Annotated in this window: 11 protein-coding genes; 9 read left to right on the top strand and 2 right to left on the bottom strand. The window is 67.9% G+C overall.

Annotated elements, in window-relative coordinates; translation table 11 throughout:
- The 3 genes from RM812_RS39265 to RM812_RS43215 all read left to right on the top strand — a co-directional run.
- Nucleotides 1-200: hypothetical protein (locus RM812_RS39265; protein ID WP_311585301.1), on the top strand; the 200-nt coding region annotated here is incomplete at its 5' end.
- A complete protein-coding gene (locus RM812_RS43220) occupies nucleotides 191-1,537 on the top strand; it encodes a DEAD/DEAH box helicase family protein (protein ID WP_394816594.1) in 1,347 nt (448 codons plus the stop codon). The genes RM812_RS39265 and RM812_RS43220, both read left to right, overlap by 10 nt.
- 164 nt (nucleotides 1,538-1,701) lie before the next feature.
- Nucleotides 1,702-2,748 carry a helicase associated domain-containing protein gene (locus RM812_RS43215; RefSeq protein WP_394816595.1) on the top strand — a complete coding sequence of 349 codons (1,047 nt, stop codon included), beginning with the start codon at nucleotides 1,702-1,704 and terminating at the stop codon, nucleotides 2,746-2,748.
- Nucleotides 2,749-2,807: 59 nt separating this feature from the next.
- Here RM812_RS43215 and RM812_RS39255 read toward each other — a convergent pair whose 3' ends face one another.
- Nucleotides 2,808-2,957, bottom strand: a complete 150-nt coding sequence (locus RM812_RS39255) for a hypothetical protein (RefSeq protein ID WP_311585299.1) — start codon at nucleotides 2,955-2,957, stop codon at nucleotides 2,808-2,810.
- 231 nt (nucleotides 2,958-3,188) lie between these two features.
- Between RM812_RS39255 and RM812_RS39250 the strand changes: the two genes are divergently transcribed.
- Nucleotides 3,189-6,074, top strand: a complete 2,886-nt coding sequence (locus RM812_RS39250) for a tetratricopeptide repeat protein (protein ID WP_311585297.1) — start codon at nucleotides 3,189-3,191, stop codon at nucleotides 6,072-6,074.
- A gap of 244 nt (nucleotides 6,075-6,318) precedes the next feature.
- On the opposite strand, the gene RM812_RS39245 is transcribed toward RM812_RS39250, so the two are convergent.
- Entirely contained in the window at nucleotides 6,319-6,588 is a 270-nt protein-coding gene (locus RM812_RS39245; protein ID WP_311585295.1) for a hypothetical protein, read from the bottom strand.
- A 967-nt stretch (nucleotides 6,589-7,555) separates the two neighbouring features.
- Here RM812_RS39245 and RM812_RS39235 point away from each other — a divergent pair.
- The 5 genes from RM812_RS39235 (at nucleotide 7,556) to RM812_RS39215 (ending at nucleotide 10,669) form a co-directional block, all read left to right on the top strand.
- The gene (locus RM812_RS39235; RefSeq protein WP_311585293.1) at nucleotides 7,556-7,969 is read left to right on the top strand and encodes a hypothetical protein; all 414 of its coding nucleotides are present in this window, start codon (nucleotides 7,556-7,558) and stop codon (nucleotides 7,967-7,969) included.
- A 44-nt stretch (nucleotides 7,970-8,013) separates the two neighbouring features.
- A complete protein-coding gene (locus RM812_RS39230) occupies nucleotides 8,014-8,190 on the top strand; it encodes a hypothetical protein (RefSeq protein ID WP_311585292.1) in 177 nt (58 codons plus the stop codon).
- A 72-nt stretch (nucleotides 8,191-8,262) separates the two neighbouring features.
- Nucleotides 8,263-8,574 carry a hypothetical protein gene (locus tag RM812_RS39225; protein ID WP_311585291.1) on the top strand — a complete coding sequence of 104 codons (312 nt, stop codon included), beginning with the start codon at nucleotides 8,263-8,265 and terminating at the stop codon, nucleotides 8,572-8,574.
- Between the two features lie 59 nt (nucleotides 8,575-8,633).
- A complete protein-coding gene (locus RM812_RS39220) occupies nucleotides 8,634-9,164 on the top strand; it encodes an RNA polymerase sigma factor (protein WP_311585289.1) in 531 nt (176 codons plus the stop codon).
- On the top strand, nucleotides 9,161-10,669 hold the full coding sequence (locus RM812_RS39215; RefSeq protein WP_311585287.1) for an ATP synthase F0 subunit B: 1,509 nt from the start codon (nucleotides 9,161-9,163) through the stop codon (nucleotides 10,667-10,669). The genes RM812_RS39220 and RM812_RS39215 overlap by 4 nt, the downstream gene beginning before the upstream one ends.
- Nucleotides 10,670-11,493: the final 824 nt, after the last annotated feature.

Genomic DNA, 11,493 nt, shown 5'->3' with positions numbered 1-11,493 from the left:
ACAACGACCCTCACCAAGAAAACGACATCCCCACAAACCCACCCACCCCAACTACCAGCAAAAACGCCTCACACACCCAGTGCAAACAACTGACGCCACCCACTGAAAACCACACGACGCCCATCAGCCTGGTTGGTCAGGTGGTGCGTACAGGAGTGGTCGTCGGGTTCCGCTGGAAAGGGGCGAAGGAATGGCTATGAAGGAACTCCGTCCTCATCAGCGGGAAGCCGTGGATGCGGTACTCCGGTCGCTTGAATTTCCTGCACGATCCACTGTGCCCGAGCGCGGTCTGCGCACTCAGGTGATCATGGCCACCGGAACCGGCAAGACCCTCGTCGCCGTGCGCAGCGCCGAGGAGCTGGGTGCCCGCCGTGTGCTGGTGCTCGTCCCCTCGCTGGATCTGCTCGCGCAGACCGAGGCTGCGTGGCGGGACGGAGGTCGTACGGGTCCGATGATCGGGGTTTCCTCCCTGCGGGGTGGGGACGGGTCCTTCCCCAACACCACGGACGTGGGTGAGCTGGTCGACTGGGTGCGGCCGTTCGACAAAGTCACCGTGTTCGCCACCTACGCCTCCCTCGGCCTCGGCACACTCGAGCGCGCACACGCCGCCGGCCTCCCCGGGTGGGATCTGATCGTGGTCGACGAGGCGCACCGGACGTCGGGGCGGCTGGGCAAGCCGTGGGCCGTTGTCCACGACAACACCCGCATCCCCGCCCTGCGGCGCCTCTACATGACGGCCACGCCGCGGCTGTGGCAGCTGGACGAGGACGCCGGCCAAGGCGCGCCGGGTGAGCTGGTCGCGTCGATGGAAGACGATCCGGACGGGCCGTTCGGTGCGCGCTGTTACACGCTGACGCTGTCGGAGGCGATCGACCGGGGGATCTGTGCGCCGTATCAGGTGGTGTGCGTGGACATCACCGACACCCGGCTCCAGGCCGCCCAGCTCCTGGGCGCCGAGGGGCGCTCGGACGAGGTCCGCGGGGCCCGGCTCGCAGCCCTCCAGACCGCGCTGCTCAAGGCGTCCTCGGAGGAAGGGTTCCGGCGCACGCTCCTCTTTCACCATGTGGTGAAGGAGGCCGAGGCGTTCGCGGCCGGCCTCCCGAACGTGGCCGCGCAGCTGCACGCCAAGGACCCTGAGCTGTACCCGAAGACGATCTGGGCGGACTGGCTGTGCGGCGACCACAAGCCGGGACATCGCCGCCGGGTCCTCGAGGAGTTCGCGGCCGGCATCGCCACGGACGGCACGGTCATCGAGAAGGGCTTCCTGGGCTCGGTGAAGGTGCTGGGCGAGGGCGTCGACACCAAAAGCTGCGACTCCGTCTACTTCGCCGACGTGCGCGGCTCCATGCCCGACCTCGTCCAGGCCGTCGGCCGGGCGCTGCGGATGCAGCCCGGCGAGGGCAAGATCGCATCCCTCGTCGTGCCGGTCCTGCTCAGCCCCGGGGAGACGGTCGACAGCATGCTCACCAGCAGGGCGTTCGGCGGGTTGGCGAAGCTGCTGGAGGCACTGCGTGCGCACGACGCCCGGGTGGTGTGAGCAGCTCGCCGAGCAACAGGCCCAGAGCCGGGTACGGGGCGTGCAGAGCCGTAGCGCGGCGGAAGTGAAGGGGACGGGAGCGGCCGAAGCGACCGTGGCCTGTCGGTACCGGCCCAGGCGCTGCTGAAGTTCTCCACACCACGCGACCCCAGCTCGCCGCGTTCATCAACCTGCGCATCCTCAACCCCGAACACGCCCATTGGCGACGCGGCATCGAGGCCGCCGCCATCTACCAGCAGCTGCACGGCGACCTGAAGGTGCCGTTCACGTACCGGGTGCCCGGACGCGAGGACCAGGCAGTCCGGGCCGAACGCGACGAGCAGGCGCAGGCGGCCGAGGGGTGGCCGGCCACGCTGGCCGGCTATCCGCTGGGGCAGTGGATCGCCGGCAACCGGCGCTTCTACGCCCGCGGCGACATGGACGCCGACCGCGTCGAGCAGCTCGAGAAGCTCGGCATGGTGTGGTCACACTTCGACGTCGCGTGGGAAGAGGGCCTCGCGGCGGCGCGCGGGTGGGCAGCCGAGGCAGGCCACCTCCTGGCCCCGCTGGACGCCACCCACCAAGGCTATCGGGTGGGGATCTGGCTGAAGAACGCCCGGGCCGCCGCACGGAAGGCCACCGAGATCGCGCAGCGGCGAGCCGAAGGCCTGCCCGTGGAGTCGGCGGCCGGGGCACTGTCGGACGAGCGGCGCGAGCAGCTGGAAGAGATCGACCCGTCGTGGTGCCCGGCCTGGCCGGTGGCGTGGCAACGCGCCCTCCACCTCGTCCGGCTCCACCTCGACGCCGGCGGCGAACTGCCCACGTCGCCGGGCGACGTCGTGCACCAGGGCAAGGACCTCGGCCGATGGGTGCGGACAGTCCGGTACGGCTGGGACCAGCTCACCACCGTGCAGCAGTGGCTGTGCGAGCAAGTCCTCGGGATCGAACCCGCCACCGAGGACGAAAAGCCGCCGCGCCGCACACAGGCCGACAAATGGGCCACGAACTACGCCGCCGCCAGACAGTTCTACGAACGCGAAGGGCACCTGCGCGTACCGAGGAAGTGGGTCGAACGGATCCTCGTCGGCGACGGGACCGACGGCAGCAGCGAGGACCAGGAGGCGCGAGAGCTCCGGCTCGGAGCATGGATCAGCAACCAACGCAGCCGAGCCGCCACGCTGACACCCGAGCGGATGGAGCAGCTGTCCGCCATCGGCATGCGATGGGCATAGACGGGTTGGTACGCCGGTGGCGCACCCGCCGCTGTGCGGCGGGTGCGGGAGAGTTTGGCTCAGTGGGAGTGGATCCACCAGTTGAGGAAGGCGAGAAGGGCGGGCCCGGTAGTACCAGCCAGGCTCAGTACCGCACGACGGAGCAGCAGACGCGGCAATGCGCGGGAGTTGGGCTTCCGGTCGCTGCGCTGGTGAGGCTGAAGGGTCATGATGTGGTCTCCCCGATGATCGTGGTCGGTGTGTTCAAGCAGCCGGGCCCGGCGACTGCTTCGAATGTCGCGTTTGCTAGCTGCGTGTGTCCGCAATCGCGGGTACGGAGGGCGGGCGCGGGGCTACGCTGCTGGTCAACGCCGGTGCCGGGGCTTCGCCCGCTCCGCCCGCAGCGGGCGGGACAGCGGGCAGAGCAGAAGGCGATCAAGTGGAAGAGTGGGAGGGATCGGGTGGGGGCGCAGCGTAAGGAGCTGCACGCGCGGCTGCGTGGCCTGCGGGAGCGGGCAGAAGCCGCTCGTCGGGAGGCGAATCGCCCCCATAGCCAGCAGGCCCTCGAGAGGGCCGTGCAGTTGAGCGGTCTGCCGAAAGCCGAACGCTTCGTCGGCAAGCGGGCCAGTGACTGGGCACCCAAGACCTTCGAGCGCTTCAAGATGCCGCAGAGCGACAATGATGACGTTGTGCTGGCACTGGTCACTGTGTGGTCACAGTGGGCCGGTGAGAAGGGGGACGAGCGATGGTGGCGTAATCAACTGACCAGAGCCCGTGAAGAACAGCCCCTTACAGTGGGAGCCGATCTCGTTCCCACGACGCATGGCTCTCAGGTCACCAACCTCTCGCCCGACGTTCCGAGCCTCCTGCCTGACCCGCCGACGGTGTTCACCGGCCGCGAGCAGGAGGTGCACCGACTCCTAGTCGCTCTCGCCCCCAAGTCGGCCAGCATCAGACAGGTGGACAGCCCGACTGTTTCGCCATCCGAGAATCCTGCGGGGGGTGGTGTGGTGGTGTCTGCCGTGGCAGGGATGGCGGGAGTCGGCAAGACAGCTTTAGCCCTGACCGTCGCCCAGCGAGCGTGGGCGCAGGGATGGTTTACCAATGCGCTGTACGTGGACCTGCGCGGCTATGACCTCGCCCCTGTCACTGCCGACCAGGCGCTAGAGGTGCTCCTGCGCCAGCTAGGGGCAGAACCCGAACGTATCCCCCCGACCGTGGATGAACGGGCGGGGATGTACCGGTCGCTCCTACAAAGCTTCATCGTCCAGGGACGGGCGGTGCTGGTAGTCGCTGACAATGTCTCCCGAGCCGACCAGGTCCTGCCTCTGATCCCTGCCTCAGGGCCGCATCGGCTGCTGACCACATCCCGGCATACCCTGCCCACCCTCATCTCTGTCGGCGTCGCCAGCGTCGAGCTGGGCACCCTGTCCCCTGACGGGGCCGTCGCCCTCGTATGCGAAGTGCTGAACCGTACCGATGCGACCGACCGGCGCGTGGTAGCCGAACCACAAGCCGTAGTCGAGCTCACCCGGTTGTGCGGATACCTGCCGTTGGCTCTCCACATCACTGCCGCCTTGCTGGCCATGGATCCATACCAGCAGATTGCCGACCTGACCACACAGCTAGCTGGCGCGAGTTCACGGCTGGATCATCTAAACGATGGCGAGCGAGCGGTTCGCACTTCTCTTGATCTGAGCCACCGGCATCTCAGCCCCGAACAAGCGGACCTGCTGGCCTTGCTGTCCCTCAATCCGGGCCCAGATTTCGGACTGGAGGCAGCATCTGTCCTGGCTGGTACTCCCGCCGATCGCACCCGTTCCACTCTTCGGGAACTAACTCGCGCCCATCTCCTCGACCACACGGACGGCCGATGGTCCATGCACGATCTGGTCCGCGACTATGCCACCGAAAAGACACAAGCAGCACCGAGCAGCGGAGAGTGCGCACGTAGTGGTACTGATGAGTGGGAGCAGAACCGCAACGAGCAGGACGCCAGGCACAGTCGCCAGCACCCCTGGCTGTCGGCCTTTCGAAAGTCAGGCGGACCTGCCGACACCCGTGTGCCGGCAGCGCACCCACAGGTTCTCGCACCGCCCTACTATCAAGCACTTGGCCGACTGCTCAACCACTACCGGGTCACCGCACATTACGCAGCTGGTCGCCCGTCTCTGCGGTCACGAAGGGTCTTCAGCCGCGCCGACGGCCTCTCGTGGCTAGACAGCGAACGCGCCAATCTTGTAGCCGCGGTCAAAAGGGCTCGTAACGCCGGTTTCCTGGAGACCGCCATCAATCTCGCGCTCACCCTCGATGACTACCTTGACCAGCAGCGACGCTTCGACGACTGGGTCACGGTTACTGTCATCGCCCGGGACGCTGCCCACGAGACAGGAGACAAAGACGCGGAAGCCAGGGCGTGGGGCAACCTCGGTAACGCCTTCCGGCAATCACGACGTGCCGACGACGCCGTAGTCGCCTGCGAACGGGCTCGTGACCTTTTCCAGCAACTCAACGAACGCCACTACGAAGCCCAAGCGAGTACCGCTCTTGGACATGCTCTCCAAGAGGCAGGACGCGTCGACGAGGCCATCGCTACATACGAGAACGCTCGTGTTCTGTACCAGCAGATGGGCCACAAAAGGGGCGAGGCTGACGTAGGGGACGGGCTGGGCAAAGCCTTCACGCAAACAGGACGCATCGAAGATGCCATTTCCACTCTCGAGCACGCCCGCGATGTCTATCAGCAACTCCGCGACCCACAAGGACTAGCCATTGCGTGGGACAGCCTCGGCAGGGCTCTCCAGAAGGCGGGGCGCTCAGAGGAAGCCATCACTGCCCACCAAACAGCTCGCGACCTCAACCAGCAACTCAACGACCGCCACGGCGAGGCGTCCTCATGGCGGCTGCTTGGCACAGCTCTCCAACACACGGGGCGCTTCGAGGAAGCCATCACCGCGCACCAGACAGCCCGCGATCTCTTTCAGCACACCAACGACTTGCTCATTGCGGCCGCGACAGAAGGATCCCTCGCGAACGCGCTGCAGGCGGCGCAGCGCTTCAACGAAGCCATCACCGCCCTCGAACGCGCACGTGGCCTGTTCCGGCAACTCAACGAACGCCACGGTGAGGCCATGTCCTGGGAACACCAAGGCCTCCTCCTCCAAAAGGCAGGGCGCATCGATGAGGCCATCACCGCCCTCGAACGTGCATGTGATCTCTATCGGCAGCTCCCTAACCGCCAGGCGGAGGAAACGTCATTGAACAGACTCGCAGACGCGCTGCAGAAGGCAGGCCGCCTGGATGAGGCTGCCCTCGCCCGCAGCCCTCGCCACCCCCATTCACCATGATCTCGACAGCGATGCCACGTGAGTATGTGCCTCACTCCTGGCCCTGAGACACGCACAACCGGATGGCAGGACCAGCCGGCCCGTCGCCTTTCTCGGATGCAGCAACTGCCGGAGTGCCGCGGCCCTGGCCCAGGCCGGGCACCTTACCGAGCACGCAGCCCGCCACCGTCTGCACGCCATGTGCGGTGAAAGTACGCGATGCGTACGGTTATTCGCGATCGCTTAGGGCGGTGGCCTGTCCGGGTTACAGGTCCTGGACGGCGCGCAGGGCGGCGTCCACGCGGGCCGTGACCGCGGCGTCGACCGGGCCGAGGAGCTTCGCGCCGTCGAAGCGGACGGTGCGAAGCTGGACGATGTTGACGGCGACGGCGGTGCACGGGAGCGGGTCGCCGATGACGACGGACATGGCGGTGTCGGTGTAGCGGCCGCTGTCGTGGAGCACGAGGGCGAGGACCGCGCCGTATGTCTCCTCGAGGCCGGTCAGGCTGATCAGCAGAACGTTGCGGCCGTCCACGACTGGGCCCGCCGCCCGGCTAGGGAACCGGGTACGGACCCCCGCCCGCCCATCATCCACCGGGCGCCTCGGGATAATGGGGCGTTTCCGCTTGAGCGCGGCCAAGTCGCTGAGGTCGATCGTGCCCGCCGCACCCGGCACGGCTCATCCAGCAGCGGGCCGTCGGCGGACTCGAGGACGTCGAACCTGGATGACGGCGCTCACCAGCCACAGCAGCGCGGCGGCTCGCCTCACCCGGCGCGCCCACCGGTACTGCTGGGCGCCCAATGTGCGGCGCTGACGTGCGACGATGTCGATCGCGGTGGGGAACTCGACGGCGCTTTCCGGCAGTTCGCCCCACTGTATGCGGTGGCCCACCCGCAGGTATTAAAGGTCGCTCTCAGTCCGCACGCCGCTGACTGGCGCCGAGACCACCACCATGCTCCGGCGGCCGCCCCCAGAGGATTCCCACCGTACTCGTGCGTCCCGCACCCGCGCGCTTCACCGGCCGATCCGGACATGCCCCATCCCCTTCGCCATTCCTGGGTTCGGCCGGCTACCCCGCCGGCCGCCGACGCCCTCACTGCCGCGCATGGAACCGGTCGCACGGTGACGATTCGTCAGCGTCAACGATCCCAGTAGTCGCGGTCCGGTAGTTCGACCCAGGCATCGGGGGGTCCGACCACCCCACGTGCGTCGGTCGGGCGCAGTCCCGCGAAGGCGCAGGAGTAGGCCACGGCGTTGCCCTGGTAGAGGTACGAGACGAGTACCTCTTCGTGTGGGTGCTGGAGCGGTCGGTGTCGCAGCGGTTGGTGGAGTTCGCTCGCGGTGCGGCCGGGGCGGGTGAGGAGGGGCAGGATGCGCTGTATGCGGTTGCCGGCCGGCTGATGAAGCGGTACCGCGGGGCCGCGAACCCCGCCCTGGTGCGTGCGGCGCTCGAAGCCGGTGAGGACGTGCCGGTCGATCGGAGGGACCGGACTCCAGGAGCATGGTGCACCTGGTCGCCGCGATCGGTTTCGGAGCGCAGGAGGTCGGGGCGGAGGCGCTGGCCGAAGGGCTCGCTGCCCTCGGCATGTTCGGGATAACCGTTGAGGACTGGGCGCAGGCGCTCGGCGCGGTGGAGCGCGGTGAGGTGCCGCCGGTGGACTGGGGGCCGGTCCAGCAGGAAGCGGACTTGGTGGAACGGGTGAAACGGGCCGGTGACGAGGAGCTGGTGCGGGCGCGGACGGTCCTGGTCGGGCTGCGGTGGTTCTACGGGCTGTACGCGCTGCACGGGCTGCTTCTGCCGGACAACCCGGCGCTGGCCGCGCTGCGGCAGCGGATCGACGAATGGGGCACGTTCCCGGTCCTGTCCCAGCTCATCGCCTTCAGCCCCTCCCCGGGCAGTTCGCCGAGGCCCTGACGGTCTGTCTCGAGCCGCTCCTCGACGCCCTGTACGAGACGCTCATGGAACAGCTCGCGGACAACCCGGCCATCTACCAGATCGCCGGCGACGACACCGGTCCGGCCGGCTTCGGCGAGACGTGGATCCGTACCTTGCGCGAGGCGCTGAACAGCGGGCAGGAGGCGGGCCGTGGTACGGACGACGACCTCCTGGTGGACGACCAGTCCAAAAGATCTTGAGGAAATCGGTACCCGCCCTGGTCCGCTCGCGCGATGTAGGGGGTGACAGCGGGTTCAATGAGGAACGGGGCGGTGGAGAGGGTGCAGGAGTTGCTGGGTCCTGAGGGGGTGATTGCCGCTCTGGTCATGGTGGTCGCGATCGGGGCGCGCGAGTGGAGACGCGTGCAGCTGGCCCGGGAGCGGCGCCGGGAACGTGAGCAGGAGCTGCTGGCCAAGATGGTGAGCGGGGTCGCCGAGGGGGGCCGTGAGGTGCAAGTGCACCACGGTGGTCCGGTCGGCGCCTGGTCGCTGACGGGTACTGCTTCGGCTGCGGGTCGTGAGGCGCCCGTCGACGTCGACGCTCCGGTGCGTGGGCGCAGGGGCTCGGCGGGGCGGCGCCGGTGACTCTGCAGGATCCCTCAGGCCGTGGCGTGGCGGGGGCCTCTGGGGCGGTGGAGGCCGTGGTGCTCGGCGAGGAGGTGCTCAACGAGTTCTATCTCCTGCATATCGACAAGCTGTTCGACTTCATGGCACGCAGGGCGAGCCGGGACGATGCCCGGGAACTGGCCGATCTCGTTTTCGAGCAGTTCGTCGCCTGGTGGCAGGAGCACGCGGACCATGTTGCGCCGGCTGGGGTGCTGTTTCAGCTCGCACGATGGCGTCTGAACGACTACATGCGCAGTCGGGGTCGGGTGCTGTCGGTCGAGCCGAGCGACCTCGAGGGTCTCGTCGGAGGGACGGACGGCGATGATTTCGCCGCCGTTGAGCGGTGTCACGACATCCGCAAGGCGCTGGCTACCTTGACCGAACGGGAGCGGCAGGCTCTGTTGTTGAAGTACGGGGCCGACCTGTCGGTCGCCGAGTGTGCGGAAGCTCTGGGTGAGCGCATCGACAACATGAAGAAAATCTTGAAGAAGGCGCGGGAGGCCCTGCGGCAGGCGCCGGGCATGGACGCCTACAACAGCGCCGGGACGGCGAAGGAGGTGCGCGGGTGACTCCCCGGGAGCATGAGGACGGTGTGCGGCAGGAGCCCACGCTGAGTGCCGCCGAGAAGGCGGAAGGCTTCGCCGCGGTCATGAAGCGTTTGAAGAGCCGCAGCCCGCAGGAGCGTGCCCGGCTGGAGCAGGAGGCCGAGAAGGTGGTGCTCGGGCACGAGGCGTATGCCATGGGCCAGGAGTACCTCGAGCGCAGCGACTACGAGACGGCACGGCGGTGGCTTCGGGTGGCCGCCGGCCATCAGATCCCTGGCGCCGCTCAGGCCCTTGAAGAGATCGCTCTGCAGCAGGCACTCGACGAGTTCACGGATGGGGCAGCCGTCGGCGGCGGTCACGCCGCGGCAGGCACCGTGCCGTGCAGGACGATCTCGTCGCCCCACGGGCCGCGTGCGATGGACGGGCAGCATCGTCTCGGTGGCCTGGCATGGACGTCGTTCACAGACCAGTTCTACGGCGATCAGACGGTGGCGGTTGCCCGGGCGGCCCGGTGTGAGGCCGAGTCGATCCTCGCCGAGGCGCGGCAGGAGGCTGATCGAGTGGCGGCTGCCTGCGCGGAGATGATGCTGGACATCGAGAAGGAGCGTCAGCAGGCCGCGAAGTTGCTGGCAGAGGCCGAGCAGGAGGTTGAGAGTGTCCGCTCGCAGGTCGCGGAGATCGCTGAGGAGGCCCGGCGTAGCGCCGCCGAGATGCTGGCCACGGTGCAGCGCGAAGCCCGTCTGATCCTGAATGGAGCGCGCGAGGAGGCTACTCGAATCCACAGCAGGGCGCGGCGGCAGGGCAGTGCATCTAACAGAGCGGGCACTCAGGCTGAGGCAGGCTCCGGGAGGGTCTTCCCCGGGATCTTTGCTGGTGATCCGCTCATGGAGTGCGCTGGGCCGCCTGCGGATTACGTAGTCGCCAGGCTGCTCGTGGATGCTCAGGATGGATCGGTTCGACGGTCGGCAGCGCAAGCGGCGATCAGCCCGGTTCTCTACCGGCGGCTCAGGTGGAGGATGGAAACAGCCCAGACGATCCGAGAGGTGCGCGCCGCCGAGTCGGGCGACGTCCACACGGGCGGCGTACCGCCTTGGCCGCCCACGCTGTACGTGTCCGGGTGTGAGACGGTGCAGCCCAGGCAGTGGCTGCTAGAGGTGGCTGAGGCGTTGCAGGCCCTCCATCTCGAAGGCACTGTGCACCGGGATTTGAAGCCGGCAAACCTGATGGTGGCCGCCGATGGGGTGCTGCGGCTGCTCGACTTCGGTATCGCTGTGGTGACCGACAGTGGCCCGTTGCTACGAGATGACTCCGGGCCGACGCGCACGGCTGACGCACGGAACAACGTGCCCTCTGCCGCTGTCCGGCATCCCAGCGGCAGGCTGCACCTGGACAGTGCTGACTACTCGGGCAGCGCCACCAGTGAAGCCATCTCGCGGGACGGGCACGTCCTGGAAGCCGCCGACGACGTAGACGGTAGCGACGAAACTGAGCTGGGGGTGAGAGGGGCAGGAAAGTCTGCCGGCCGGTGATCGCCTGGGGGGCCACCCTGGCACAGGCTTTCAGCTGGCCGTGGGGCGCCGTGTTCGCCGCCAACGAGCTTGTCCCGTGCTCTGGCCTGCGCAGACACTAAATGGCCGCCGAGACAGTCATCGGCTACCCGAGGCCCCCAGCACTGTGTTGGGCCGCGCCCTGGCGGGACGGTGAGCTTTGGGCTGCTGGGACGGGTCTGGACCGTCCACCGCGCCTTGTCAGGAGTTGGCGGTGTCTGGAGCCACTGGCTCCAGACACCGCCCACCGACCGGACGCTGCCATGGCGACCCGGCATCCTGCAGCTGCCGTCGTTGCTGCGGGGGCGGCCGGCCTCTGCGACATGGTGCGTCCGGTCAGACGGCGTCCGCATCCCGCTGTCTGATCCTTCGTGTCACCGCGCGTCACGGCGACGACGATCAACGCCTGCATATCCCTGCCCGCCCTAGCGTCGTTGGCCTCTGGAGCAGCGAAGGCATACTCCCTAGGCCCGAATGTCGTCCTGTGGCGGTGACTGTTGGAAGAAGGCGCGCAGAGGCTCGTCAATGACGCGGGCGCAGCTGGTGCAGTGGGCAGCGGCGTCAAGACGAGGTGCGAGATCTTCCGTATCGCAGGGAGTGAGGATGAGCCAGCGGAGGACAACTTGCCGGACGAGCAGCCTGAGCTGACGCAGCTCGGCCAGCTTCTTGGCCTCATCTTGGGGCCTTCCCCCGTGATGGTGGACACGCTTCGTTGATCACGCGGCGAGCGTGAGCTTAGCCGCGTGGTGTCGACGTTCGTATTCGGTGGGGCTGAGGTAGCCGTTGGCGGAGTGCCGACGGCGGGT

The sequence above is a fragment of the Streptomyces lancefieldiae genome (assembly GCF_031845825.1).
Lineage (GTDB): Bacteria > Actinomycetota > Actinomycetes > Streptomycetales > Streptomycetaceae > Streptomyces > Streptomyces lancefieldiae.
Note: the sequence above shows the minus strand (reverse complement) of the source record. Positions and strands in the feature narration are given on the sequence as shown.

Excerpts from the sequence above, each read along its gene's own strand:
- RM812_RS43220 (WP_394816594.1), top strand. The coding sequence starts at position 191 with ATGGCTATGAAGGAACTCCGTCCTCATCAGCGGGAAGCCGTGGATGCG.
- RM812_RS39255 (WP_311585299.1), bottom strand. The coding sequence starts at position 2,957 with ATGACCCTTCAGCCTCACCAGCGCAGCGACCGGAAGCCCAACTCCCGC.
- RM812_RS39235 (WP_311585293.1), top strand. The coding sequence starts at position 7,556 with ATGGTGCACCTGGTCGCCGCGATCGGTTTCGGAGCGCAGGAGGTCGGG.
- RM812_RS39230 (WP_311585292.1), top strand. The coding sequence starts at position 8,014 with ATGGAACAGCTCGCGGACAACCCGGCCATCTACCAGATCGCCGGCGAC.